We start from the raw sequence: 25,524 nt of genomic DNA on the forward strand, positions 1-25,524 counted from the left end.
ACCGCAGGGGGCGGCTCCCCCTGCGGGGCCTTTACACACTGCACGTATCAGGTCTCTGGTCCGCATGGTTCAAGGCCCGCTTGACCCGGGATACGAGGGTTATTTCCTTGATCGGTTTGGGGACATAATCGAAAAAGCCCATGGAGAAGACCTGGGCCTCGTCCTCATCCGTCATCTTGTCGCTGACGAGGATGACCGGGATGGATCGTATCTCGGGGATGACCTTGAGGGATTTCAGCAGGGCAAACCCATCCAGCTTGGGCATCACCTTGTCGACAATGATGATGTGAGGCTTGTTGGCGATAACCTCCTTGAAACCCTCCATGCCGTCATTGGCAATCACAACGCGGTATCCCTGTTTGGCCAGGAGGTCCCTCAGGACGGTCTGGGTGAGGACGTCATCGTCCACAACGAGGACCGTTGTCTGCTTTGACTCCTGAACATTCTTCCCCAGGTAGAACTTGCTGATGGCTTCGTAGATGTGCTTGCGGCAGGCAACGCACGGCAGGACCTGCAATCCGCTATTCATCGCAAAATTATCGACAACCTTCATATCGGTTGGATCGGCAACTGCAAGAGCCAGCTTACCTCCCTCCAACTTCAGGGGAAAGATCAGATTCTGGAGCGCGAACTCGGCAGTGATGGCGCCCAACGCCTCCTGACTGTAGGAATAGTTCGCCAGGTTCGAGACCTGTTTCAACCCGTACTGTTCTGCGAGAGCGCCGGCAAGCTCATCCCCCGTGACCAGTCCCAGGTCCTCCAGGGTCCAGCCGAAGCGTTTCTGTTGCCGTTTGGAAACGGCAAGAACCCGTTCAACGGAAAGGGCGGTCAAAATCCCCCGTTCCACCAGAATCTGACCAAGTTTTTTCCATGGTTGCATGTAGATGCTCCCGGCTGCCAATCTTGACAGGATATAATTACACCCTATTAATACTACGTCATCTCGACGGATTCAACCATTTCGAGACACCGGTCGCCCGGCGACGAACTGTTCCTGGCCTTATCGACCTATTCCGGCTCCCGGTCCGACGGAGGGATTGCCGCCGCGAGAGGGCATTATTCCCGAGGCTCACCTTACGGGGAACATGGGCGACGCGGCAAAAGGTTGCCCTCTTCCTCTGTTCTTCAAGAATGTCACTTCCGCAGCAAAGAGTTTGTCCAAGCCTGCCGGTTATTACTGCCATATCTCCTCGAACATGCAATGCCGTAAAACCTCCCCCGTGAAACGGGGGAGGACTGCCAAGAATTCTCCCTTTGGAGATGGCCGGACTGCCGAAGGACACGCCCTTCGCGCTGCCCGGCCTTTTTATTGGGCGTGGCAGGAGAACAAGGCCCGGCCCGGACCGCTCCGCCCTCTCAACCGTATTTAAAGGTTGCAACATTTTTTCGAAAGTATTTAAACTAGCATAAAGGACAAAAAAGACCCTATAGGAGGCAATTACATGAAGACCGAATTACTCAATCCGGCCAACAGCGCCGTCATCTTCATTGATTTTCAACCCCAGATGACCTTCGGGGTTGCCAACATCGACCGCCAGACCCTTTTCAACAACGTTCTGCTGCTCGCCAGAGCGGCAAAGATCTTCAAGGTCCCGACCATCCTCACCACCGTCGAGACCAAAAGTTTTTCGGGCAATATGTGGCCCCAACTCCTGGACATTTTCCCCGATCAGGAACCGATCGAACGCAGTTCCATGAACTCGTGGGAAAGCGAGGAATTCGTCGCCGCCGTGAAGGCGACCGGGAGAAGCAAGCTGGTCATGGCCGCCCTCTGGACCGAGGTCTGCCTGACCTTTCCCGCCCTGGAGGCCATGAGGGCGGGGTTCGAGGTCTATGCCGTCGAGGATGCGTCGGGGGGCACTTCGGTGACGGCGCACAACGCCGCCATGCGCCGCGTGGAGCAGGCGGGCGCGGCTCCGGTGACCGCACTTCAGGTCCTTCTCGAGTACCAGCGGGATTGGGCGCATAAAGAGACCTACAACGACGTCATGGCGGTGGTCAAGGAACTGTGCGGTGCCTATGGACAGGGTGTGGAGTACGCCTACACCATGGTGCACGGCGCACCTCCCAGCCGGGCCGGCGCCGGGCACTAGTATGCTGTCCGGTTAGTTGCTGGAAATAATTCCCGGTTATTTTGTCTGATGCCAAGGCGCCGCGACGCAGGTGTAGCAGGGTCTGCATCAAGGAGCCGCAACGGAGGCCGCAGGCAAAATAACCGGAATTATGACAACGAATTAACCGGAGAGTACACGAGTCTCCGTTCAATAACGCGGCGATAACAAGGAGAACAGCTATGAAGATCAATCGCAACGGATCGGCCCAATGGCAAGGCGGCATCAAGGACGGCAAGGGGGCCATCTCCACCGGAAGCGGCGCCCTGCATGCCTATCCCTACGGTTTTTCCAGCCGCTTCGAGGGGGTGCCGGGCACCAACCCGGAAGAGTTGCTCGGGGCGGCCCACGCCGGATGCTTCACCATGGCCCTCTCCCTCATCCTGGGCGAGGCGAACCTCACCGCCGAACGGATGGATACCACGGCCACGGTCACCCTGGAACAGGTGGAGGGCGGCTATGCCATTACCGCCGTCCACCTGAAGCTGGAGGCCAAGGTTCCCGGGGCGGACCAGGCAACCCTGGAACGGCTTGCCGCCATAGCCAAGGCCGGATGTCCGGTTTCCAAGTTATTCAATACCGAGATCACCCTGGAAGCGACACTCGTGCCATAGGACGCGAGGCCGTCCCTACGGCGACCTCCGGCGAACCGTCAGGAAAGCAGAGGTTAACACCATGTTAGATCAAACGATATCATCCCGACGGGGCTTTACCGTCGGTTGTGCCATCATTGCCGCACTGGCGCTGCTGATCGTTTCACCTCTCCGCGCTACTGCAGCGCCGGTCCCGGCCGGCTTTGCCGAGCGCTTCGCCCAAGTCAACGGGGTCAGGCTGCACTACCTCATAGGCGGCACGGGCAGCCCCGTGGTCCTGCTGCACGGTTATGCCGAAACCGGCCTGATGTGGCGCCCGCTCATGAAACCGCTTGCCAGGCACCATACCGTCATCGTTCCCGACCTGCGCGGCGTGGGCGGATCGGCAAAACCGGAGACCGGTTACGACAAGAAGAACATGGCCGTGGACATCCACGAATTGGTCACCTCGCTCGGCTTGGACCGGGTGAGCATCGTCGGACACGATATCGGCCTGATGGTGGCCTACGCCTACGCCGCCCAGTTCCCCCGTGGCACCGAGCGCGTCGTGCTGATGGATGCTTTCCTGCCCGGCATCGGCAATTGGAAGGAGGTCTGGCTGATGCGCGACCTGTGGCACTTCCATTTCTACGGTGCGGTGCCGCTGGCCCTGGTCAAGGGACGTGAGCGCACCTACTTCGAGCATTTCTGGAACGACTTTGCCGCAGATCCCAAACATTCGGTACCCGAAGCCGACCGCCGCCTCTATGCCAAGGCCTACGCCCAGCCCGGCGGCATGCGCGCCGGGTTCGAGTATTTCCGCAACTTCGAGCGGGACGCGAAGGACTTCGAGCAGCTTTCCCAGACCAAACTCCCCATGCCGGTGCTGGTCCTGACCGGCGAAAAAGCCAGCGGCACCTTCCTCATCGAGCAAGCCAAGCTGGTGGCTACGAATGTCAGGGGGGTGGTTGTCCCCGGCTCTGGGCACTGGCTGATGGAGGAGGCTCCCACCGTGGTGATTCCCGCGATCATCGACTTCATCAATGGTTCGCCGGGTCCAGGTATGCAGTAAGCATGGACGCGACCAAGGGGAAAACCTCGTGTCTATGGAGCGGAGAGCATCATGAACTCCCACGGAACACCTGAGAAAACGGCAGAGGTCATCGCCGTGCTGACATTGCGCACGGTCAAGGCCGGGTGCGAAGAACAGTTCGAGGCCGCACTTCACGATTTCATCAAGCGCTCCCTGCATACCGAGGGGCAGTTGGGGGTGCACGTGCTGCGCCCGGAACCGGGCAGCGGGTCGCATGAATACGGGATTGTGCGCCGCTTCAACACAAGTGCGTTCCGCGACCGTTTTTATGACTCGCCCCTGTTCCGCCAGTGGGAATCAATTGTCGCGCCGTTGACCGAAGGAGAGCCCCGGCGTCAGGAGTTGTCCGGCCTGGAAACCTGGTTCACCCTCCCCGGCCAACAGGCGCTGATCCCCCCGCCACGCTGGAAGATGGCCGTCGTCACGGTCATAGGCGTCTGGCCGGTCAGCATGCTGGTCCCCTGGCTGCTGAACCCTTTCATAACCAACCTGCCCCAGCTACTGCAAGCTTTGGCAATAGCCGTGGGCATTGTCATTGTTCTCACGTGGGCGGTCATGCCGGCGTTGGCGAGAACCCTCCGGCCCTGGCTGGAACACCGCCCTGATAAGGGGTAGCGATATGAACGCACCTGACATGATTCTGTATAACGGCGCCATTGCCACACCGGATGGCGCAAATCCTTCTGTTTCCGCCATTGCCCTGAGCGACGGGCGGATCAGCGCCGTGGGCGGTGAAGAACTGCTTGCGGGCGCCCCTGCCGGGACCCGGCGGATCGACCTCAAGGGGCGGACCGTCATCCCCGGCCTGAACGATTCCCATATCCACGTGATCCGGGGGGGGCTCAACTTCAACATGGAACTGCGCTGGGACGGCGTCCCGTCCCTGGCCCTGGCGTTGCGCATGCTGCGCGACCAGGCCCGCCGCACCCCCCCGCCCCAGTGGGTACGGGTCATCGGCGGCTGGACCGAGTTCCAGTTCGCCGAGCGGCGCATGCCGACCCTGGAGGAGATCAACGCCGCTGCCCCGGACACCCCGGTCTTTGTTCTGCACCTGTACGACCGGGCGTTCGTCAACCGGGCCGGACTCCGGGCCCTGGGGTACACGAAGGAAACCCCAAATCCACCGGGCGGAGAGATCCAGCGGGACCGGTTCGGCAATCCCACAGGTTTGTTGATCGCAAAGCCCAATGCCCTGATCCTCTACGCCAGCCTGGCCAAGGGGCCGAAGCTCGCCTTCGACGACCAAGTCAATTCGACCCGCCACTTCATGCGCGAATTGAACCGGCTGGGGATTACCAGTTGTATCGATGCCGGCGGCGGCTTCCAGAACTACCCCGACGACTACCGGGTGGTGGAGGAGTTGGCCGGACGGGACGAACTTACCCTGCGCATCGCCTACAACCTGTTCACCCAGCGCCCCGGTCAGGAGTACGACGACTTTGCCCATTGGGCCGACATCACCGAACCGGGGAAAGGCAACGATGTCTACAAGGTGAACGGCGCAGGCGAGATGCTGGTCTTTTCCGCCGCCGACTTCGAGGACTTTCTGGAGCCGCGCCCCGACCTGCAACCGGTCCTGGAGGCGGAACTGAAGAAGGTGGTTGCCCTGCTGGTGGAAAAACGCTGGCCGTTTCGACTGCACGCCACCTACGATGAGTCCATCTCCCGGTTCCTGGACGTATTCGAGGCCATCGACCGTGAGATTCCCTTCAACGGGCTGCGCTGGTTCTTCGACCATGCCGAGACCATCTCGGAGCGGAGCATGGAGCGGGTGCGCCGCCTGGGCGGCGGCATTGCCATCCAGGACCGTATGGCCTTCCAGGGCGAATACTTTGTGGAGCGATACGGGAAAAAAGCGGCCAGCATTGCGCCGCCCATCTCGACAATGCTCCGCATGGGAATACCGGTGGGCGCGGGCACGGACGCCACCAGGGTGTCCAGCTACAACCCCTGGGTCTCGCTCTACTGGCTGGTGACCGGCAAGACCGTGGGAGGTCTTGCCCTGTACGGCGAGGAAAATCGCCTGGACCGGGCCGCGGCCCTTGAGCTCTACACCGAGGGTAGTTCATGGTTTTCCGGGGACGACGGGAAAAAGGGACGCATTGCGGTGGGGCAACTCGCCGATCTGGCGGTGCTGTCGGCCGATTATTTCAGCGTGCCCGACGAGGAGATCAAGGGGATCGAGTCGCTTTTGACCATCATGGGCGGACGCATCGTGCATGGCGCGGGCGAATTCGCTTCCCTGGCGCCGCCCTTGCCACCGGTTTCTCCCGACTGGTCGCCCACCGGCGTCTACGGCGGGGCCTACCGGGACGAGCATGGCGCACCCGAGGTGCAGGCCCTGGCGGCGGCCGTCTCATGCGACGACCCGCTCCACCGGCATACCCACCGGGTTTTCGGCGAGGACGGTCCTTGGGGGGTCGGTTGTACATGCTTTGCATTCTGATATGATAGTGGGGTGTATGGGACTTATGGGTCCTATAGGTCCTATAGATCCCATACACCCCAAATCCCCTCTGAAAGGAAATCCCCCCCATGACCACGCGCACCATTGACCGGCTGTTCAAGAGCCGCCCCACCGTAGAAGGGGCCGGCGTCCATCTCAAGCGCGCCTTCGGTAACTCCCAGGTACCGCTGTTCGACCCGTTCCTGATGCTGGACGACTTTCACACCGCCAACCCGGCCGAGTATCTGCCCGGTTTCCCCTGGCACCCGCACCGGGGCATCGAAACGATCACCTATGTCCTGGAAGGGATGGTGGAACATGGGGACAGCATGGGCAACAAGGGGGTCATCGGCGCCGGCGACGTCCAGTGGATGACGGCAGGCAGCGGCATCATCCACCAGGAGATGCCCCAAAAGAGCCCCACCGGCATGATGTGGGGATTCCAGTTCTGGGCCAACCTGCCCGCCAGCCAGAAGATGATGGCGCCCCGCTACCGGGACGTGAAGGCGGCCGACATCCCGGAGGTCACCCTGGATTCGGGGATAAGGATCAAGATCGTCAGCGGCCTGATCAACGGGGTTCAGGGACCGGTGCGGGATATCGTGATCGATCCGGAGATGCTGGACGTGAGCATCCCGGCCGGCGCCGCCTTCCGCCACCCGGTCACGGCAGGCCATACCGCCATAGCCTACGTGCTGGACGGAGAGGGGTATTTCGACGAGCAACGGGACGCCTTTGCCTACGAGATGGCGGGCTCGGGATGGATGGACCTGGACCGGCGCTGCATCTGCGGACCGGAAACCGTGGTCCTTTATAAACGCGAAGGGAGCGAAGTACTGATAGAAGCGGGAGAACGGCCGGTCCGTTTCCTGTTCATCTCGGGAAAACCGCTCCATGAACCGGTGGCCTGGTATGGCCCGATCGTCATGAACACCCAGGAGGAGTTGCGGGTGGCCTTCGAGGAATACCAGAACGGCACCTTTATCAAGGGCACGTAGGGTGACGATCATTGCGATCATAACCGGCATCGCCCTGATCCTCCTGGTCCTCTGGGAGGGGTTCGAGACCATCGTCCTGCCGCGCCGGGTGACGCGCCGGTTCCGCCTGACCCGTTTTTTCTACCGGAGCAGTTGGCGCCCCTGGGTAAGGATGGTTACGCTCCTGATCCCGCCCCGGCGGCAGGAAACCTGGCTCAGCTATTTCGGCCCGTTGTCGCTCCTGCTGCTCCTGAGTTTCTGGGCGTTCGGCCTGATCTGCGGTTTCGCCCTCATCCACTGGGCCCTCGGCTCGGCGGTGGTGGCCAGGGACGGGGCCAGCGGTTTCCTCACCGACCTGTACCTGAGCGGTACCACCTTCTTCACCTTGGGGCTGGGGGACGTTATCCCCCGCACCTCTCTTGCTCACATCCTGGTGGTGGTGGAGTCGGGCATGGGATTCGCCTTTCTTGCCCTGGTGATCGGTTACCTGCCGGCCCTCAACCAGTCTTTTGCCCGCCGGGAGGTAAGCATCTCTCTTCTGGACGCCCGGGCCGGCTCGCCCCCCACCGCCTCGGAGATGCTCCGCCGCCACGGCTACGAACACGGCAAGGAAGCGCTACGCCAACTCCTGCACGAGTGGGAGCGCTGGTCGGCGGAGTTTCTGGAGGGGCACCTCTCCTACCCGGTCCTCGCCTATTTTCGCTCCCAGCACGACAATCAATCATGGCTGGCGGCCCTGACCGCGATCCTGGACACCTGCGCGCTGGTCATGGCCGGCCTTGAGGGGGCTTGCGAGCGCCAGGCCGAACTGACCTTCGCCATGGCCCGCCACGCGGTCATCGACCTGTCCCTGATCTTCAGGACCGCCCCGCGGGAGTCGATCACCGACCGGCTGCCGCCGGAACGGCTGGAGGAGTTGCGCCTCCTTCTGGCCGGCAGCGGCCAGAACCTGCGGCAAGGCGAGGCCTTCGACCGGAAACTGCGGGAGCTGCGTCTTTTGTACGAGCCGTACGTCCACGAGCTTGCCGGCCACTTCCAGATCGCCCTTCCTCCCTGGATCGCCGATGAGGCGTGGGTGGACAACTGGCGGGGAGGTTTCCGGGAACGCTCGGCCAAAGAGAGGACATCGGCGCGGAAAGGCAGGGACGAGCACTTCTGAGCGTTTCGAATGGGGGGTGGATGCGATGAAGTTTTCTCAAGCGCTTTGGGCGATTATTACCGGCGGGCTGTTGCTTGCTTTTCCGGTACTCTCCTCTGCCGGCTCCGGGAAGTCGCCGGACGGTTTCCAGGGCTATGCCTTGAACCGCGCCGACGAGGACTACGGTTACCTGCGTGATCCGGCTCTGCGCGCCGACATCTGGGACCCGGTAAAATACATTCCGCTCAACCGGACCGGCTCCTGGTATCTCTCCCTGGGTGGGGAGGCGCGGGAACGCTACGAATACTTCAATCATCCCAACTGGGGCAAGGACCCGCAAGATTCCGGCTACTTCCTCCAGAGATACTTCCTGCACGGCGACCTCAGGATGGGCGAGAACATACGTTTCTTCAGCCAGTTCCAGAGCAGCCTGGAAAACGGCCGCAAAGGGGGGCCGCGGCCGGCCGACCGGGACGAATTGGACCTGCACCAGGCTTTTTTGGATCTGAAGCTCAACCTGACCGACGCGGCCTCCCTGACCTTGCGCTCCGGACGGCAGGAACTGGCCTACGGCTCACAGCGGATCATCTCGGTGCGGGAAGGGCCGAACGTGCGCCAGAGTTTCGACGGTTTCCGGCTCATGTACCGTTCGGGAGAGGTCAGGATCGACGGCTTTGCCGCCAAGCCCGTCCAGACCAAACGGCAGGTCTTCGACGACGGGCCGGACAACACCAAGGCCCTCTGGGGGGCATACGCGGTACTGCCGTTCCCTCTTCTTCCCGGGGGAAACATGGACCTGTATTATATGGGAGTCTATCGAGGCAAGGCCGGCTTCGATCAGGGGGCTGCCAGGGAAACGCGGCATTCCGTGGGGGCACGGCTCTGGCGCACAGCGGCGCCTCTCGATTACAACTTCGAAGCCCTCTACCAGTGGGGGAGTTTCGGCACCGGCACGATTCAGGCCTGGACGGTCGCTTCGGACACCGGCTACACCGTATCGTCTCTTCCGCTCCGTCCACGGTTCGGCCTGCGGGCGGATATCGCCAGCGGCGATGACGACCCGGCCAGCCATGACCTGCAAACCTTCAACCCACTCTTCCCCAAGGGGGCCTATTTCAGCGAGGCGGGACTGATCGGGCCGGCCAACTTCATCGACCTGAACCCCTGCATCGACCTCCACCCGGCCGACCACCTCACCCTGATCTTCGATTGGGATTTTTTCTGGCGGGAGAGTACCCACGACGGACTGTACAACAACGCCGTGGCCCTCGTCCGCTCCGGCAGGACGAGCGATGCCGGCTACATCGGCAGCATGTCCCAGGGGCAATTGCTCTGGAGCATAGACCGGCACCTGTCCTTTGCCGTAATATACGGACATTTTTTTGCCGGGCGCTTCATCAAGGAATCGGGGCCGGGAGAGGATGTTGATTACCTGAGCACGTGGCTTACGTACAAATTTTGAGTGCGTGCCGGGGGAGGACACGGGGATGCCCCCCTGAACCGGCTTTCTCTTATTGCTGTTTATCCGCGGTGGGGGGGCTCTCAGGCGGTGCGGCAGACGGCTCGGCGGGTTCAGATGGAACCGGCTCGGGATTGGTTACGACAGGCTGTTCGGTCGGAGCCGGCGGAACCGGTTCGTGGTCGGTTACAGCAGGCTGTTCAGTCGGAACCGGTGGGACCGGTTCGTGGTCGGTTACGGCAGAAGCCGGCGGTTCGGGTATTGTCGGGGCGGGAGAACAGGCCTTGATGCAGTCGTTGTATGCGGCGTCATTTTTATCCATGCACTGTTTATGGTCTTCATCCGAAAATCCGCCTGCCGGCGGGCAGTACATGTCGACGGAGCGTTTATCGGTCGTACAGGCGGCGAGACAGTCGGATTTCTCGTCGGCACGGCTTGTAGCGGCAAGGGGGAAGAGGAGAAGAAGCAACAGCACGGTGACGATGAATCGCATGGTGAGAGCCCTTATGCCTTTCTTCGATCTTTTCCTTCATAGGTGTTTTTGCTGGATGGTTCCCGCACGGGGTCCCTGCTGACCCGAACCCAGCCGTCCGAACGGCGGAAGGAGAGAATCCGCCGCTTCTGCACAAACGAATCGAGCTCTTCGGCACCGACGACACCCGGCGTCCCGTCTATAAAAATAACCGGAATCTTCATAGGCCCTTTCTACCAAACTTTCACCGTCTCCACAACCCCCGAAATAGGGAAAGAAGATGACCGGTATTTTCGGTGCGTCGCGGTTCGCGACTCTTAGAGTCCAGGCCGGCGGCGGATGCCGGAGACGCAAAAAGGCCGCCATGAATGGCGGCCTTTTTGCTGTCCGATGAACGGGGGCCAGGTGAACGGTGGAGCGTCCCGCCCCTACCCCTGCACCACCCCAGGCACGGCATCGCCGTGCCCGCCCATCCTAAAAGTCATCGTTTTCGCGCTGTTTCTTGAGCATGTCGTCAAAATACAATTCCGGGGACGTCAACTTCGCTACCTCAGCTTCGCTGTATCCGAGGGCGCGGAAGTTCAACACGCCGTTGACGTTATGGCAATTCACGCAGGTCAGCGCCTTTGCCTTCGTAACGAGGTGACTGCTGGAGAAATAGATGGTCTGCCATCCCGGCTCAGCTTGGTACTTCTTTATTCCCAGCGTCTTGGCCGCCGAAGCGACACCGGCCAGCGCATCGCCGGTGGCCATGGGTTGGGCAAAGTCCATGGAGAGCAGGTTTCCGGTCAACTTATCGTAGTAAGCCTTGCCCTGGAAGATCTTGAAGGGGTAGATCTTGCTGGTCTTATCCCCACGGCTCCCCTTGGGACCGATAAAATGCGGTTCGTTACGGACGGTTTTGTTATACCAGGCATACACGGGGGTACTTTCGTTGGCTTCCCTCTTCAGGGTTGACGGCTCATAAAAGCCGTTCGCCTGTTTTTCCCATTTCGTGAAATTTTTCGCGCTCGCCCCGCCGGTCTTGGGAATATGGCAGGTCTGGCAAGCTATCCGGGCCGTATGGCGATTGTAGGCTTGATCCTTGTGGGGGTTTTCCGGGTGGCAGCCCGAGGTGGTACAGGTCAGCCGGATGCCGTCGTTCGCCCAGTTATTGGGGTCATAACCACTGGGGAAAAGGTGATCCTTGGCTTTATGACAGTCCGAGCATCCCATCTGCTTGGCGGCGTGCACATCGTTTGCCGGGGTAAAAGCGAAACCGCGCTTGATGTAAACACCACCGCCTGCCGCTTCGTGGCAGACCATGCAGTTTTTGGTCTTGGGCTTGTCAATGGCCAATGCCGCCTTGGTAGTGCGGTCCTGGCCCATGACGATCCGGCCCTTCTCGTCTTTGTACGGCTTGCGGTGACTGAAGTCGTAGGCCGACGAATGGCAGATCAGGCAGTCAATGGCGGCTTCGGCCTCGGGACCCGTGCTCCCCACGTCGCTCACGTGGTTGCCCGGATGGCAGGTATTGCAGCCAGAATACTTCGTTTTGCCGGCGGCGTTAAGCGGAATCTCCTTCAAGTTGTTGACGATGTCGTTGCCGTTGCACATGGTGTAGATACGGTTTTTCATCCCGTATTCCTTGCCGGCTTCCAGGTTGTCGACGTTGTCAACCTTTGAGGCGTGCTTCCAGTGTACCGTTTCAAGAAACTTGCGCGCGGTTCCCGGATGACATTCTTCGCAGGTCGAGGGGCCCTTATATCCGTTCTTTTCGATATATTCGCGCCCAGGATGTTCCGCGCCCTGGGCGATGCCGGATAACCCACACAGTAATGCCGCCGCTACCAACAACTTGAGATTCATGATCGCCTCCGAAACAGAAATTTTTCTAAATATACAAAATACAATATATATGTCAATACAAATTTATATATATCAAATTAATGTATGATGTGGGCCTTCGCAGCACCCGCGAGATCCCCCTTCGTTGCGTCATATCCCCCACGGTCGCGGATGGGAGGCAGGGCGAAATCACCCTTCACCTGCCATGCATCCTTCAAATATACCCACGGGGCCAGGGCCGACAGCGTGTAGCCGGGCTCCAGCTCGATTTTCTCGGAACGGATATTACGAATGAACAGGCCGCTTTTGTCGGCCACCACCTCGTGGCTGCCGTTGAACGGCAGCGCGCCGGGGTCGCCATACTCCCAGGAGACCTGCTGGCGCTGCGCCCCCTCCGGGTCGGCGTGGCAGGAGTCGCAGCTTCGCCCCTTGCCGTACTTGTGGGACATTTTGTCCATCTGGATCCAGAGCAGGGCCTTGTTGTTCTCCGGCAGGCCGCCGAAAAGCCCCACGTAGGCCCAGGCGTCGTCCGTCCGCTTCAGGCCCGGCAGGTCGGCGGGATACCGCCAGTGCAGCCCCGGCCTGAAGGGTGACGTAGTCTGGTTCATGACCGCCATGGGGAACGGTTTGACCGGAATCCACCGCCCCTGCTGATCCTTGAGCAGAAACGGCTCGGCCATGATCCCGTAATAGGCTTTGAACTTGAAGTAGGGGGTCGCCACCCCCGCCAGTTTTCCCGGCCCCCAGTAGGTCCCCTGGTAGCCCCCCACGTTGCGGATATGGCAGGCTTCGCAGGTCAGGTTCCTGTGCAGGGAAGCCTTATGTCTCCCGACAATCGCCGCGTGGCAGCGGATGCAGGAGTCGCCGGCCTGCCGCCTGACCATGGCGTGGCCGATGGCGGGGTTGCTTTTGGTACTTTCATGGCAATCGAGACACCCCACCTTGGCGGCCACGTGCACGTCCGGCGTCCCCCCCTCGGGGAAGGAAAAACTGCCGCCGAAGTACCCGGCCCCGCGGCGGCGGTCCTCAGGCCCGGCGTGGCAGACCGAGGCGCGCCCGTTACCGTAGCAGCTCTGCGGCGGCGGAGTCTTCGCAAAACTGTGCGCCCCTTTGGTCGGATCGGACGCGCTTTTGGGCTGGGGATTGTAGTGGCAGTCCAGGCACCCCACATGACAGATGCTGCAACTCTTCTGTCCCTGGGCGGCAGCCCGGTCGCTCAACGGGATTGCGGTCGCGGCCCGCATCCCCTTCACGTTCCCCTCGAACCACGGCCCGCAGTTGTGCGGCCCGCGCTGTTCGTCGAGCCACCCCTTGTACTGGCTCTGTTTGCCGTTCTGGGCCATGGTGCTGCGGAGGAATTCGGCAAATTCCCGCTGATGGCAACTGCCGCACGTTTGCTCCATCATGGTGAAGTTCTGAGAGAGGGTATCGCCACGTTTATCGTGGTACAGGATCGCGGTCACCGCCGTATCCCGGACCTTCTTCCCCCCCTTGTCGGCGCTGACGAGCAGGCGGGCGGCGGGGCTGGCGCCAAACTCCAGCGGATACCTGCGCGGGGAGGTCATGACGGCGAACCCCTTCCCTACCCGCATAAGGCGTCCCATGCCCCGGTGGGCCTCGTCCGGCAGCCGTGCGGCCGGGTTGCCGCGATGGCAATCGCTGCAGGTGGCCGGCATGCCGCTTTGGGCTTCGACCTCCTTTTGGGTGATCGTGAAGCCGGGATACCCCAGCTTTTTCATCGCCGGACCATCCTCGTGGCACCCTCGGCAGCTATCCGCAGACCAAGCCGCTACCGGGGCCAGCAGACACAAGCAAAACGCCAGGCAAAACTTCAACGGGATCATGGAGCCTCCTTTTTGCGGGTCAGGGATGCGGGTCGGCGATTTAACCAGTACCAAAAAATATTTTACCGCGTTTTAACGTAAAGTCATTGGACAGCGGTATAATAATGACAATGGCGTCGGCCACACTATTCATTCAAAAATCAATATGTTGCAATATTGTTACGACATTGGGAGAGTATAGGCACTTTTTTTGCTTTATTCAACTTTCAATATATTCACTTAAAGAAATATTTTACTATTTCTATTTAAATGATATATCTTCGTCAAAAAAAATTCATCGAGGCCAGACACATTGAAAGGGGGTGAAGGCGGAACTGGCCGTGAACCGGGTAATAGAACGGGACAATGGCGGCACGTTCCACGTCGTCATGCCAAGGGCTGATCCCTCACGAAGCTTCCGTGCGGGCAAGTTCGAAATACCAAATAAAAGGAGGAGACCGTGAAGAAGAGAATACTGCCTATGCTGTTGGTCGGGTTGCTTGCGGGGATGAACCTTCCCCACCCGGCGCAGGCCGCCGACGAGGAGTTGCTGCAAAAGGTGGACAAGCTGTACAAGGAGATTGAAACCCTGAAGGGTTCGGTCAAGAAGGTGGAGAATAAATCCATCGGCAGATGGCTGACCATCGGCGGGGATTACCGTTTTCGGTACGACTATCTGAAGGGTAGCACCAAGCCGTTTACCGATGTGAACGCAACCTTTACGAATGCTCAAAACGTTTTGCAGCAGGGGTATTTCAACGCTGTGGCGGCAGGTGATGCCGCGGCGACCCAACAGTTTGCCGGGGCCATTGCCGGAATGACGTCTTTCTCTCAAGCAATGACCGGCGTGAAGACCTATAATCAGGCCTTGACCTTCCTGGGGAACAACCAGGCAATGTTGGGCGCCTTGCAAAACTACGCCGTGACCGTTCCCGCATATAAACCGGAAAACGCCACCCTCTATACCAACAAGCTTGGCCTTGACCTGCATGCCAAGGCCACCCAGGATGTCACCGTCAACACCCGTCTCGTCATGTACAAGGTGTTCGGCTCCCAGGACGATCAGGCCGTCACCAACGGCGACGCCGCCCCCTATTTCGCCGACCGCGTCGGCGTATTCGACGGCACCCTTGGCCATGTTCCCTCCACCAGCTATCTGGACGTGGACCGGGCCTACGCCACCTGGAGCAACATCGCCGACCAGCCTCTCTGGTTCTCGGTCGGCCGCCGTCCCTCCACCAACGGCGCTCCCAGCAACCTGCGCCTCAACAATGAGCGCCCCGGCAACGGCGGTACCCCGTCGCTTCTGGTCGATTACGCCTTTGACGGTATGACCATCGGTTACGCCCCGGACATCGAGATGCTGCCCGGCGCCTATGCCAAGGTTTGCTACGGCCGCGGCTTTGAGAGCGGCTTTCGCTCGACCCCCGCCAACTCCATCGCCGACACCGATATGCTCGGCGTCGCCGTGATTCCGATCGATACCGATCCGCTGCGCGTCTGGCTGCAATGGAACCGCGGTTTCAATATCTTCGACGCCCCGACCATGAACAACACCTACTTCGGCAACACCGCACCCAAGGTCAACCTGGGCGATATCGACTGGTGGGGCGCCGGTTACATGAGCACGCTCAAGAAGGTCGGCCCCGGCGACCTGAACTTCTTCACCGACGCCGCCCTGAGCGTAACCCATCCCAACAACAACGTCTCCGCTCAGTTCGGCTTCCAGGGACTCATGACCGGGGCCTTCTTCAACCCGGAAGCCCCGACCAGCAAAACCGGCTGGGCCGTATCCGCCGGGGTCCGCTACGACCTGCCGTCCAAGACCAAGCTGGGCTTCGAGTACAACCACGGTTCCAAAAACTGGATCACCTTTGCCCCTGCCGCCGACGACATGTGGACGTCCAAGGTCGGTACCCGCGGCAATGTGTATGAAGGGTACGTCATTCAGGAACTCAACCTGAAACCGATCTCTTCCTACTTCAGCAAGACCTTCTTCCGCGTCGGTTACCAGTATTACGATTTCGAATACACCGGCAGCAACAACTGGGTCGGCGCACCGGTCAAGATGTCCGAGGTGAACGGGCAAATGATGACGACCACCCCGCTGGAATCCGCACATGACGTGTATGCGACCTTCGAGGTCCATTTCTAAGCAAGGTTGAAAATGCCCGCTCTCAGCGGGCAGCACACCGGGGGAGTGGAACCGTGCCTCCCGCTTCCCCGGTTTTTTTTGCCGCCCAGGATCATCCCCCCCACTCGGCGGGAGGCACAGTACACAACATACATAGTATGAAAAGGAGCAAACCGATGAAAAAGATTCTCTCACTCGTTGTCCTGACGGCCCTGTTGGCATTCACCTCTCTGACGGTCGTTACAAACGCCAGCGCAGAAGACGTCAAGATGATCGGCGTCATCTCCAAGATCGAAATGGCCAAGGACGGCAAGTCGGCAACGGCAACCCTCAAGGACAACAAGACCGGGGAAAGCGTGCCCATTCTCATTACCGACGACCTGACCCTCGACAAATTCAAGGACAAGCGCATCGTGGAAGGTGATGAGATCCGCTGCAAGTTCGAAAAGGTAAACGACAAGAACAACAGCAAGATCTTCAAGAAAACGGCCGGGTGCTAACAGGTTGTTGAAAAAGCCGTAAAGAAGCCCGGATGCCGCGCAACGCCGCAGACGGCTCTTTACATTCGTTTTTTAACAAGCTCTCCAAGGGGCGGGTTCGAACCGCCCCTATCGCCCTGCCTCCCGTCTTCGGGTCAACGAAACCTCTTAAGGAGGATAAGTCCCATGACCGGAAATCCAGTTCTCCCCCGCATCCTCGCCGTCACGGCTGTAGCCCTCAGCCTGGCGGCAGGGACGCCGGCAGGCGCAGAAAGTGCGCCCCAGGCAAAATCTCTCATTCCCAAGATTTGTACCAATTGCCACAAAGCGGAAGCCAACACCCTTCGGGGCTATTTTGATAGCGTCGCCTTCAAGGCCAGGACCATCCAGGTAAAGATCGACGATTCGGTGGAATTGGTCAGGTTCGACGAAGACGAGATCAAGGTGGTGACCGCCGCAGGCAAGGCAATGGATGGCGAGGCGCTGCGCCAGACGAAAAAAGGCCAGGAAATCAAGATCGAGTACACGGAAGCGAACGGGGTCAAGACGGCGACCCGGCTGATAGAAAAACCGCCCGTAGCCGTTTCTCCCGGGATGCTCATGGCCACGGCCGAGGTTGAAAGGCTTGTGGCCCTTGGCCCGAAAAAGGGCGGGTACTTCCTGTTCGACTCCCGGCCGCTGCCCCGCTTCCGGGAAGGCTCCATCCCCACCGCCGTCAGCCTCCCCTTCGTATCCTTCGACAAACAGGCGGGCGAATTGCCCGCGAACAAGAACGCCCTGATCATCTTTTACTGCTCAGGCCCGACCTGCAACATGAGTCCCGGGTCTGCCGCCAAGGCCCGTAAACTGGGCTACACAAACCTCAAGGTATTCAGGGACGGTATCCCGGCCTGGTCCGAAAAAAACTACACCGTCCTCTCGTCCCAATCCCTGAAAGAGGCCTGGCTGGACACGGGCACCCCCCATGTTCTTCTTGATGTCCGTTCTCCCAAAGAGATGGGCAGGGGCTTCATCAGCGGTGCGGTCGCCTTCCCGGCCGCCCGGTTCGCAAGCCTGGTCAAGGAACTGCCGCCTGCGAAAAGGAAACCGCCGATCATCGTCTATGACGGCCCGGGTGCCGGGCAGGCCGTGAAGGTGGCCCGGCAGTTGCTCAAGGCCGGTTACGGCGACGTGAAGGTCCTGCAGGGGGGCTTTTCGGGGTGGCGCGCCGCCGGATACGCCGCGGCAAACGGCACACCGGCCGCCAGAGCCGTCTATGTAGCCAAGCCCCGCCCCGGCGAGATTGATGTGGCGGCGTTCAGGAAATACGCGGCTGAACTTCCGCCAAACGTAACGATCATCGATGTCCGCAATGCCGACGAGGTGAAGAAAGGCATGATCGCGGGCGCCGTCAACATCCCGGTGGAAGAACTCAGGGAACGCGCCTCCGGGCTTTCGAAGGACAAGTTGCTTATTACCCAGTGTTCGACCGGCGTACGCGCCGAGATGGCCTATCATGCCTTGAAGAATCTGGGATTCCCCTCGGTCGGATTCCTGAATGCCACGGTCACGTTCGGCAAAGACGGCAGTTACACCCTGTCGACGCCGTAACCGGGCAAAATTGTTTCATTACCGGTTGGACGGACCACAAAAAGACCGTTCTGGCCGAGAGACCCTTACGTTGTGCCCGTATCAGTTCCGAATGACTTCGTCATCCCGGGTTCCATGAGCGACATTTCGTCTGGGTTTTCTTTTGCGCAAAGCGCATGAAGCCATGCCAAGTTTTCATTTCACTCCTGAGGGAGAAACATACTATAAACAGGCATGGCGGCAAGATCAGTGGCGATGTCCCCTGTAACGCAACGACACCGGAAACCTTCTTCCGGAATACTCCAACGAGGTGACAGGACGTGGCTACATCAATCTCTCGCAGGTCCTTTCTAAAAATCAGTGGCGCAACCACTGTCGGGTTATCCATGGCAGCGACGCTGCCGGACAAGTTTCTGCTGTGGGCTGAAGAACAGGGGATGCTGAAGGCCACCTACGTTCCCACGTTCTGTGAGATCTGTTTCTGGAAATGCGGCGTCATGGCCAAGGTCATCAATGGCAGGGTCGTCAAGCTGGAGGGCAACCCGCGCCATCCCGGCGCGCGCGGCAAGCTCTGCGGCAGGGGAAACGGCGGCGCCGGACTCCTGTACGATCCCGACCGCCTCAAGACCCCGCTCATCAACACCGGGGCGCGTGGCGAGGGCAAGTTCAAGAAGGCGTCCTGGGATGAGGCGCTGAACCTCGTCGCGGAGAAACTGACCCGGATCAAGCAGCAGTACGGCCCGGAAGCGGTTGCCCTGTTTACCCACGGCACGCCGACCGACCACTTCCTGCCGCTCCTGTCGGCATTCGGGTCCCCCAATGTGGGAATGCCCTCCTTCGCCCAATGCCGCGGCCCCCGTGATGTCGGCCTGGAGCTGACCTTCGGGGAAAGCATCGGCTCTCCCGAACGCCTGGACATGGTCAACAGCAAGGTCGTGGTCCTGCTCGGCTCCCATCTCGGCGAAAACATGCACAACTCCCAGGTTCAGGACTATGCCGAGGCGGTGGGAAGGGGCGCCAAATTCATCGTGGTCGATCCGCGCTACTCCATTGCCGCCGGCAAGGCCCACGCCTGGCTGCCGATCCGTCCGGCAACGGACATGGCGCTTCTTTTGGCCTGGATCAACGTCATCATCCGTGAAGGGCTGTACGACAAGGAATACATCGGCGCCTATGCCAACGGCTTTGATGAGCTTGCGGAGGCGGTCATGGACTGCACCCCGGAGTGGGCGGAAAAGGAGACCGATATCCCCGCCGCCACGATTGTGGAAACCGCCCGGCTCATGGGGAAAAACGCCCCGGCGGTCTGCATCCACCCCGGCCGGCATGCCACCTGGTACGGGGACGATGTCCAGCGCACGCGCTGCCTGGGCATTCTCATGGCGCTCCTGGGGACCTGGGGGAAACAGGGGGGAACATTCTTCGCCACTACCGCCTCCCTCCCCAAGATGGAGTCGAAACCATTCCCGGAGCCGGCCAGGGCTACCCTGAACGACGGGGGCTACCCGTTTGCCGGGGGCGAGGGAATAACCCAGGCGATCCGCACCTCGACCATCAACGGAAAACCCTACCCGATCAAGGGATGGTTCGTGAGCGGCACAAACCTCATGAAGGCTATTCCGAACGAGAAAGAAACCCTGGAAGCCGTCAAAAAGCTCGACCTGCTGGTCGTGGTGGATGTCATGCCCTTTGACACGGCCATGCTGGCCGATGTGATCCTGCCGGAATGCACCTACCTGGAACGGCACGATGCCCTGGCTGTCGGCAAGGGCAAGTCGCTGACCGTCTCGCTGCGGCAACCGGTCATCGAGCCTATGTACGAATCGAAACCGGGATGGTGGATCGCCAAGGAACTGGCAAAGCGCCTGGGCCTCGACGAATACTTTCCCTGGACCACCTACGAGGAGAAGATCAAGGCCCAGTGCGACCATTGGGGGATCAACTTCGAAGAGTTGAAAAAGGCGGGGACCATCATGATTCCCGACACCGCCGCTCCCTTCATCACCGCCGACAATCCGCCCAAATTCAAGACCGCATCCGGCAAGATCGAACTCTCCAGCAACGAGCTCAAGGAAAAGGGGTTCGATCCCGTGCCGCGTTACAAACAGCATCCGCAGCCGGCTGACGGCGAGTTCCGGCTCATCTACGGCCGCAGCCCGGTCCACACCTTCAGCCGGACGACCAACAACCCGGAACTGCACGAGCTCTACCCGGAAAACGAGGTATGGGTCAATGCACCCAAGGCCCGCGAGATGGGCCTTGTCAACGGGACATACGTCACCCTGGTGAACCAGGACGGCGTAAGGAGCAAACCGGTCAAGATCAAGGTCACGGAGCGTATCCGCAAGGACTGCGCCTACCTGGTCCACGGGTTCAACTCCTCAAGCCCTGCCTTGAAAAAAGCCTTCGGCAAGGGAGCGGATGACCAGGGACTCATTACCCGTTATGAAGTTGACCCGATCTGCGGCGGGACCGGCATGCGGGTGAATTTCGTCCGGATCGAGAAGGAGGCCACCCATGCCTAAATACGCCATGGTAATCGACCAGCGCCGCTGCGTGGCCTGTATGGCGTGCGTCGTCGCCTGCAAGAAGGAAAACGAGGTGCCGCCCGAACAGTACCGTACGCGGGTCGTCGAAAAAACCGAGGGTGAGTTTCCCCTGCTCCGCATGGAACTGCGTTCGGAACTCTGCAACCACTGCGACAACCCTCCCTGCGTCTACAACTGCCCCACCGGGGCATCCTACAAGCGCAAGGAAGACGGGCTCGTCCTGCTGAAGAAATATCGCTGCGTCGGATGCAAGTCGTGTCTGGCCGCATGCCCCTACGATGCCCGTTACATAAACGAAGAAAAGGGTTATGCCGACAAATGTACGTTCTGTGAGCACCGGATCAAGGAGGGCAAAGAACCGGCCTGTGTTGCAACCTGCATCGGGAGATCGAGGATGTTCGGCGACCTGGACGATCCCAAAAGTTCCGTCAGCATCGCGCTGCGGGAGAATCACGCCGAGGTCCTGCTGCAAGCGGCAGGCACCAAACCGCGGGTCTACTACATCAAACGGTTCGGGAAACCGGAATAGGAGCGGACGGCATGGAACTGACCATAACAGGAGTAAACGCTGTCACCACGCCACACCTCCATGTCTGGGACTGGCGGGTGTCTCTCTACCTTTTCCTCGGAGGGCTTTCCGCGGGACTGGCCATCATGACCTCGATCCTGCATGTCCGAAAGGGAGGAGCACTGGCGGAAGGAGACCGGGCCGCCATCAGTGCGCCCCTCTACGTCCCCCTCATCCTCAGCGTCGGCATGCTCTTCATTTTTCTCGACCTGGAACGCAAACTTAACGTATTCTGGTTCTACCTGACCATTCAACCACTCTCCCCCATGTCCTGGGGTTCCTGGGGGTTGATCGTCTTCTATCCCGTCAGCATCATGTACGCCCTGGCCACGCTCCCGGAGTCGAAACGGCACTATCTCAGATTTCCGGTGCTGGTGAACCTCGCCGAACGGCTAGGCAGGTTCAGGTTGCAGCTTGCCGCTGCCAATTTTGCCATGGGAATCTTCATCGGCGTTTATACGGGAGTGCTGTTAAGCTCGTTCGTCGCCCGCCCGTTGTGGAACTCGGCGATCCTGCCGGTCCTCTTCCTGACCTCGGCCATGTCGGCCGGAGCGGCGTTCATGATCATGATCGCAGGGAAAAAGAAGGTGAAGCTGTTCTTCACCAAGGTGGATATCTGGCTGATACTGGCCGAAATGGTCATACTCCCGTTATTCTTCTACGGCCAGTACACCTCGTCAGGGGCGCACCGCGAATCCATAATGCCCTTTTTCACGTTTTCCCATGGTTACTTTTGGTACGGTCTGGGCATGATCCTGCTCTTGGTCATCTTTCCGGTGGCCCTGGTCCTCAAGTATCTTGAGGTGAAGGAGGAGCATGGAGAGGAATTGAGCGCCGACGCCCTGCTGAAGATGAATTTGAGCGCCATCATGGTGCTGGTGGGAGGGCTCATCATACGATTGTCCTTTGTCTATGCCGGCCAACTCAGCCACCTGTCGTAAGCGGTCCCGCCGGAAGTATTGCAGGACTGGTGCTTCACTTTAAAGCGACCGGCACGCCGGAGCTTATTCCCCCAAAAAAGGAGAGATTAGATGAAAAGAATCGCAGCAGTCATGGTAGCGGCATTGATGGCCCTGAGCTTTGCAACGGTTGTCCTGGCGGAGGAAAAGAAAGAAGAAAAAGCAGCTATGGAAAAGGTTGAAAAGAAGGATGCCAAAAAGGACAAAAAAGAGAAAAAAGCGAAGAAAGAGACCAAAAAAGACGACGCAAAACCCGCCAAAAAGGGTAAAAAGGAAGTATCCGGTTGCTAATCTTCGCCGGGAATCAGCTCCGGAGGCATGCGAAGGCATGCCTCTTTTTTTGTATACTGCGTGAATTTCCCGCCATGCCAACAGGTACGGCGCCTGTTTGGCCACTGGTGGAATAGTCCACATTCAATGTCCCAGGAGACGTTATGAACCTCGGAATTAAAGCAAAACTGCTTTGTTTGTTGGTGATTATGTCGGTGCTGATGGTTGTTATCGGCGGTATCGGCCTTGCCGGTTTTCGGGAAAACAACCTTTCCCTGAAAAACATCTATGAGGACAACATGAAGGGGTCGAGCCAGCTTACCAGGATCGATGGCTTGATCAGAGCCAGCCGTATCCAGATGCTCCTTGCACTCCAGCACGATCCCCAAAACGAGTTCAGCGCGCTTCACGACCACCCTACCGGTGCCCACACCGAGTTGGCTCAAAAAAACATTGATGAAATCAGCCGGACGTGGTCCGAGTTCTACGCACATCAAAAATCGGAAGAGACCCGGCAGTTGGCCGATGCCTTTTCCAAGGAGTTGACAGCCTACGAGAAAGAGGGGCTGGAGCCCGCCATGAAAGCGGTCCTGGCGAATGACTTCACCGAGGCCTACCGCATTACCTTCGACGCCATAAACCCGTCCGTCAAGAAAGCCAACCAGGCCATGGACGCCTTGATGAAGCATGAGGTCGCCCTGGCCCAGACAGCCCATGAAACGGCTGTTGCGCATATGGCATGGTACCGGAACATCATCCTCGTATCCATCGTCATAGCGCTCATTTGCGGCGGAGCCCTCGGATTTTTGACGATCCGCTCCATCAGCGCGTCATCGGCCATGCTCAGGGATGTCGCCTCCCACCTGGCCGGCGGCAACCTGTCGGCGCGCGCCGCAATCCTGTCGCGCGACGAATTGGGCGAGATCAGCCAATGTTTCAACCAGATCGCCGACACCTTCCAGGCGTTGGTGGAACAGGTCGAATCAAGCGCTCACGCCGTATCGGACGCAGCAGGTTCCCTCAGGGCAAATGCCGAACAAATCGCCTCGGGCTCCGAACACGTCGCCGGTCAGGCGGTAACCGTTGCGGCCGCCGGCGAGGAGATGGCGGCCACGTCCATGGGAATAGCGGCGACATGCGGCAAGGCGGCGGAAAATGCCAACCGCGCCTGCACCACGGCTACAAACGGGACAGCCATCGTGCAAAAGACCGTCGACGGCATGAATCGCATAGCCGCCAAGGTTCAGGATACGGCGCGAGCCGTGGAGAATCTGGGGGTGCGTTCCGACCAGATCGGGAACATCATAGGAACCATCGAAGATATCGCAGACCAGACCAACCTGCTGGCGTTGAACGCAGCCATTGAAGCGGCCCGTGCCGGCGAGCAGGGGCGGGGATTTGCCGTTGTGGCCGACGAAGTCCGGGCGCTGGCCGAACGGACGACACGGGCGACCCGCGAGATCGGCGAGATGATCAAGGCCGTGCAAAACGAGACCAAGGGTGCTGTGGCTGCCATGGAAGAGGGGGTTTTGGAGGTCGAAAACGGCACCGAGGATGCCGCCCGCTCGGGAGGGGCTTTGACGGAGATACTCAAGCAGATTACCGAGGTCACCGGCCAGATCGACCAAATCGCCACCGCCGCCGAGGAACAGACGGCGACCACCAACGAAATCAGCAACAATATCCAACGCATAACCGATGTAGTCAAGGAAACGGCCGACAGTTCCCAGACAACAGCCGAGGCGGCCACGCGGTTACTGAACCTGGCCGATGAGCTTACGGCGGTGGTGAGCCGTTTCCGGCTGGCACGGTGAAGATTGCCTCTGCAAGACACGGGTGACGAAACACCCGGAATGGAGCAACCGGGGCCATACCGCCCCCGTATGGCCCCGGGGCCGCAGATGGTGCTCCGCAATAGTTTTTCAGCGGCCTGGCGGCCGAGAGGAGCTTACGCCCTACGCGGCGGGTCGATAAACGGTGCAGAACTGCGTGGCCCGGGAAGCGGCCAGATCCGTATCGCTGGTGTCAAGAGCCGCGAGAATACTGGAGATGAAGTTGTCAAGCAGGAGGGATTCGGCCGCGGGGACCGCCCTGTTGACTATCAACGTGCGCCGGTAAGCGTGCTCGAATCCGGGAACCCGGTGCTGCCGGAGCAGACCTTCCTTCACCAGTCCCTGCACCACCGGACGCGAGATAAAGGCGATGCCTCCTCCCGTGCGGACCGAATCGATGATGAGGTGCAGGTCATCGTAGTAGAGCACCCTGCTGAACTCCCCATAATCCCTGCCAAGCTTTTTCATGTTGTAGTCCAGCAGCTTGCTTGAGCAGCAGCCCTCTTTCCTGGTGTACAGGTCGTGGTGCATCAACTGGTCGATGCTCACATCCCCATCCGCCAGCCCGAGTTCGGGCGCACTGACAAAAACCACCTCATCCCCCGGCATCTCGAAGGTGTCAAATTCCGTCAGGTCGAAATTCTCGTTATGTTCGATGACCCCTACCTGGTACAGCCCTTCCCGCATGCCGTCCACAACCTTGTCCGGCATGTCGAAAAAGAACCTCAATTGCGTCGTGTCGGGGTTCGACAGCATAAAGTCCTTCAGGATATCGGTGAGGTACACAACGCCGAACGCCGGGGTGCAGCAGAACATGATGCCGGGCTTGGAGGAAATGCCCTGAAGGTCGTGAAGCAATTCCTTTTCCAGGGAGAGCATCTTCTCGGCCTTTTCAAGCACGATCCGGCCCGCCTCGGTGGGCACCAGCACGGGGCCGCTGCGGTCGATCAGCGGAAAACCGTACTGGTCCTCGATGAATTTGATACGCCGGGAGACGGCGGACTGGGTGACGCAAAGATTTTCCGCGGCCTTTGAGAAACTGCCCGTGGCTATAGATTCGACAAGTGTATGTAAATACTCCGATTTCATTCCCACTCCCTTTTGCAGGACATCGTTGTGCGCAATACGCATGGGTACATGAAAAACTTTCGTTTTAACTATAAAGCATGTCGAGGCTAGAATACAACCGCAATCCAGGTGGTTGAGCGTTAAATTGCATTGAAGAATTCTTGAGGGATGTGACCGG

The 25,524-nt window shown here is 59.6% G+C and carries 22 protein-coding genes; 16 read left to right on the forward strand and 6 right to left on the reverse strand.

Translation table 11 applies throughout. The features are described from left to right. Positions 1-31: 31 nt before the first annotated feature. A complete protein-coding gene (locus LDN12_RS12380) occupies positions 32-880 on the reverse strand; it encodes a response regulator (protein ID WP_223922968.1) in 849 nt (282 codons plus the stop codon). A 562-nt stretch (positions 881-1,442) separates the two neighbouring features. Here LDN12_RS12380 and LDN12_RS12385 point away from each other — a divergent pair. The 8 genes from LDN12_RS12385 to LDN12_RS12420 all read left to right on the forward strand — a co-directional run bounded on the left by LDN12_RS12385 (position 1,443) and on the right by LDN12_RS12420 (position 9,799). Further along, positions 1,443-2,093, forward strand: coding sequence for a hydrolase (locus LDN12_RS12385; RefSeq protein ID WP_223922969.1), 651 nt, complete (start codon positions 1,443-1,445; stop codon positions 2,091-2,093). Between the two features lie 200 nt (positions 2,094-2,293). Then, positions 2,294-2,725: an OsmC family protein gene (locus LDN12_RS12390; protein WP_223922970.1), complete on the forward strand. Its 432-nt coding sequence runs from the start codon at positions 2,294-2,296 to the stop codon at positions 2,723-2,725. 61 nt (positions 2,726-2,786) lie between these two features. After that, positions 2,787-3,755 carry an alpha/beta fold hydrolase gene (locus tag LDN12_RS12395; protein ID WP_223922971.1) on the forward strand — a complete coding sequence of 323 codons (969 nt, stop codon included), beginning with the start codon at positions 2,787-2,789 and terminating at the stop codon, positions 3,753-3,755. A 51-nt stretch (positions 3,756-3,806) separates the two neighbouring features. Then, the gene (locus tag LDN12_RS12400; RefSeq protein ID WP_223922972.1) at positions 3,807-4,391 is read left to right on the forward strand and encodes an antibiotic biosynthesis monooxygenase; all 585 of its coding nucleotides are present in this window, start codon (positions 3,807-3,809) and stop codon (positions 4,389-4,391) included. A 4-nt stretch (positions 4,392-4,395) separates the two neighbouring features. Further along, positions 4,396-6,222: an amidohydrolase gene (locus LDN12_RS12405; protein ID WP_223922973.1), complete on the forward strand. Its 1,827-nt coding sequence runs from the start codon at positions 4,396-4,398 to the stop codon at positions 6,220-6,222. Positions 6,223-6,311: 89 nt separating this feature from the next. Beyond that, complete coding sequence (locus tag LDN12_RS12410; RefSeq protein ID WP_223922974.1) at positions 6,312-7,220, forward strand: pirin family protein; 909 nt, start codon at positions 6,312-6,314, stop codon at positions 7,218-7,220. A 1-nt stretch (position 7,221) separates the two neighbouring features. After that, positions 7,222-8,358, forward strand: coding sequence for a potassium channel family protein (locus tag LDN12_RS12415; protein ID WP_223922975.1), 1,137 nt, complete (start codon positions 7,222-7,224; stop codon positions 8,356-8,358). Between the two features lie 25 nt (positions 8,359-8,383). Further along, entirely contained in the window at positions 8,384-9,799 is a 1,416-nt protein-coding gene (locus LDN12_RS12420; RefSeq protein ID WP_223922976.1) for an alginate export family protein, read from the forward strand. Positions 9,800-9,848: 49 nt separating this feature from the next. Here LDN12_RS12420 and LDN12_RS12425 read toward each other — a convergent pair whose 3' ends face one another. The 4 genes from LDN12_RS12425 to LDN12_RS12440 form a co-directional block, all read right to left on the reverse strand. Next, positions 9,849-10,289 carry a hypothetical protein gene (locus LDN12_RS12425; protein ID WP_223922977.1) on the reverse strand — a complete coding sequence of 147 codons (441 nt, stop codon included), beginning with the start codon at positions 10,287-10,289 and terminating at the stop codon, positions 9,849-9,851. Positions 10,290-10,300: 11 nt separating this feature from the next. Then, a complete protein-coding gene (locus LDN12_RS12430; RefSeq protein ID WP_223922978.1) occupies positions 10,301-10,492 on the reverse strand; it encodes a GSU3473 family protein in 192 nt (63 codons plus the stop codon). A gap of 250 nt (positions 10,493-10,742) precedes the next feature. After that, the gene (locus LDN12_RS12435) at positions 10,743-12,116 is read right to left on the reverse strand and encodes a cytochrome C (protein WP_223922979.1); all 1,374 of its coding nucleotides are present in this window, start codon (positions 12,114-12,116) and stop codon (positions 10,743-10,745) included. Between the two features lie 77 nt (positions 12,117-12,193). Continuing rightward, positions 12,194-13,939 carry a cytochrome c3 family protein gene (locus LDN12_RS12440; RefSeq protein WP_223922980.1) on the reverse strand — a complete coding sequence of 582 codons (1,746 nt, stop codon included), beginning with the start codon at positions 13,937-13,939 and terminating at the stop codon, positions 12,194-12,196. 460 nt (positions 13,940-14,399) lie between these two features. On the opposite strand from LDN12_RS12440, the gene LDN12_RS12445 reads away from it, so the two are divergent. The 8 genes from LDN12_RS12445 (at position 14,400) to LDN12_RS12480 (ending at position 24,260) form a co-directional block, all read left to right on the forward strand. Then, a complete protein-coding gene (locus LDN12_RS12445; protein WP_223924065.1) occupies positions 14,400-16,073 on the forward strand; it encodes a DUF3373 domain-containing protein in 1,674 nt (557 codons plus the stop codon). A 155-nt stretch (positions 16,074-16,228) separates the two neighbouring features. Beyond that, entirely contained in the window at positions 16,229-16,552 is a 324-nt protein-coding gene (locus LDN12_RS12450) for a hypothetical protein (protein ID WP_223922981.1), read from the forward strand. Positions 16,553-16,717: 165 nt separating this feature from the next. Beyond that, a complete protein-coding gene (locus tag LDN12_RS12455) occupies positions 16,718-18,121 on the forward strand; it encodes a rhodanese-like domain-containing protein (protein ID WP_223922982.1) in 1,404 nt (467 codons plus the stop codon). A gap of 365 nt (positions 18,122-18,486) precedes the next feature. Then, positions 18,487-20,625: a molybdopterin-dependent oxidoreductase gene (locus tag LDN12_RS12460; protein WP_223922983.1), complete on the forward strand. Its 2,139-nt coding sequence runs from the start codon at positions 18,487-18,489 to the stop codon at positions 20,623-20,625. After that, entirely contained in the window at positions 20,618-21,178 is a 561-nt protein-coding gene (locus LDN12_RS12465; RefSeq protein WP_223922984.1) for a 4Fe-4S dicluster domain-containing protein, read from the forward strand. Before LDN12_RS12460 ends, LDN12_RS12465 begins: the two co-directional genes overlap by 8 nt. A gap of 11 nt (positions 21,179-21,189) precedes the next feature. Beyond that, a complete protein-coding gene (nrfD, locus tag LDN12_RS12470) occupies positions 21,190-22,158 on the forward strand; it encodes an NrfD/PsrC family molybdoenzyme membrane anchor subunit (RefSeq protein WP_223922985.1) in 969 nt (322 codons plus the stop codon). Positions 22,159-22,248: 90 nt separating this feature from the next. Then, positions 22,249-22,467 (forward strand): hypothetical protein, encoded by a 219-nt coding sequence (locus LDN12_RS12475; protein WP_223922986.1) that lies wholly within the window; start codon positions 22,249-22,251, stop codon positions 22,465-22,467. Between the two features lie 143 nt (positions 22,468-22,610). Beyond that, a complete protein-coding gene (locus LDN12_RS12480) occupies positions 22,611-24,260 on the forward strand; it encodes a methyl-accepting chemotaxis protein (RefSeq protein WP_223922987.1) in 1,650 nt (549 codons plus the stop codon). 141 nt (positions 24,261-24,401) lie between these two features. Here LDN12_RS12480 and LDN12_RS12485 read toward each other — a convergent pair whose 3' ends face one another. After that, positions 24,402-25,367: a LysR family transcriptional regulator gene (locus LDN12_RS12485; protein ID WP_223922988.1), complete on the reverse strand. Its 966-nt coding sequence runs from the start codon at positions 25,365-25,367 to the stop codon at positions 24,402-24,404. Between the last annotated feature and the right edge of the window lie 157 nt (positions 25,368-25,524).

Source organism: Geobacter sp. AOG2 (genome assembly GCF_019972295.1).
Classification (GTDB): Bacteria; Desulfobacterota; Desulfuromonadia; order Geobacterales; family Pseudopelobacteraceae; genus Oryzomonas.

Excerpts from the sequence above, each read along its gene's own strand:
- LDN12_RS12485 (WP_223922988.1), bottom strand. The coding sequence starts at position 25,367 with ATGAAATCGGAGTATTTACATACACTTGTCGAATCTATAGCCACGGGC.
- LDN12_RS12435 (WP_223922979.1), bottom strand. The coding sequence starts at position 12,116 with ATGAATCTCAAGTTGTTGGTAGCGGCGGCATTACTGTGTGGGTTATCC.
- LDN12_RS12395 (WP_223922971.1), top strand. The coding sequence starts at position 2,787 with ATGTTAGATCAAACGATATCATCCCGACGGGGCTTTACCGTCGGTTGT.
- LDN12_RS12475 (WP_223922986.1), top strand. The coding sequence starts at position 22,249 with ATGAAAAGAATCGCAGCAGTCATGGTAGCGGCATTGATGGCCCTGAGC.
- LDN12_RS12460 (WP_223922983.1), top strand. The coding sequence starts at position 18,487 with ATGGCAGCGACGCTGCCGGACAAGTTTCTGCTGTGGGCTGAAGAACAG.
- LDN12_RS12445 (WP_223924065.1), top strand. The coding sequence starts at position 14,400 with ATGCTGTTGGTCGGGTTGCTTGCGGGGATGAACCTTCCCCACCCGGCG.
- LDN12_RS12440 (WP_223922980.1), bottom strand. The coding sequence starts at position 13,939 with ATGATCCCGTTGAAGTTTTGCCTGGCGTTTTGCTTGTGTCTGCTGGCC.
- LDN12_RS12465 (WP_223922984.1), top strand. The coding sequence starts at position 20,618 with ATGCCTAAATACGCCATGGTAATCGACCAGCGCCGCTGCGTGGCCTGT.
- LDN12_RS12420 (WP_223922976.1), top strand. The coding sequence starts at position 8,384 with ATGAAGTTTTCTCAAGCGCTTTGGGCGATTATTACCGGCGGGCTGTTG.
- LDN12_RS12450 (WP_223922981.1), top strand. The coding sequence starts at position 16,229 with ATGAAAAAGATTCTCTCACTCGTTGTCCTGACGGCCCTGTTGGCATTC.
- LDN12_RS12410 (WP_223922974.1), top strand. The coding sequence starts at position 6,312 with ATGACCACGCGCACCATTGACCGGCTGTTCAAGAGCCGCCCCACCGTA.
- LDN12_RS12400 (WP_223922972.1), top strand. The coding sequence starts at position 3,807 with ATGAACTCCCACGGAACACCTGAGAAAACGGCAGAGGTCATCGCCGTG.
- LDN12_RS12425 (WP_223922977.1), bottom strand. The coding sequence starts at position 10,289 with ATGCGATTCATCGTCACCGTGCTGTTGCTTCTTCTCCTCTTCCCCCTT.
- LDN12_RS12480 (WP_223922987.1), top strand. The coding sequence starts at position 22,611 with ATGAACCTCGGAATTAAAGCAAAACTGCTTTGTTTGTTGGTGATTATG.
- nrfD (WP_223922985.1), top strand. The coding sequence starts at position 21,190 with ATGGAACTGACCATAACAGGAGTAAACGCTGTCACCACGCCACACCTC.
- LDN12_RS12430 (WP_223922978.1), bottom strand. The coding sequence starts at position 10,492 with ATGAAGATTCCGGTTATTTTTATAGACGGGACGCCGGGTGTCGTCGGT.
- LDN12_RS12455 (WP_223922982.1), top strand. The coding sequence starts at position 16,718 with ATGACCGGAAATCCAGTTCTCCCCCGCATCCTCGCCGTCACGGCTGTA.
- LDN12_RS12385 (WP_223922969.1), top strand. The coding sequence starts at position 1,443 with ATGAAGACCGAATTACTCAATCCGGCCAACAGCGCCGTCATCTTCATT.
- LDN12_RS12390 (WP_223922970.1), top strand. The coding sequence starts at position 2,294 with ATGAAGATCAATCGCAACGGATCGGCCCAATGGCAAGGCGGCATCAAG.
- LDN12_RS12405 (WP_223922973.1), top strand. The coding sequence starts at position 4,396 with ATGAACGCACCTGACATGATTCTGTATAACGGCGCCATTGCCACACCG.
- LDN12_RS12380 (WP_223922968.1), bottom strand. The coding sequence starts at position 880 with ATGCAACCATGGAAAAAACTTGGTCAGATTCTGGTGGAACGGGGGATT.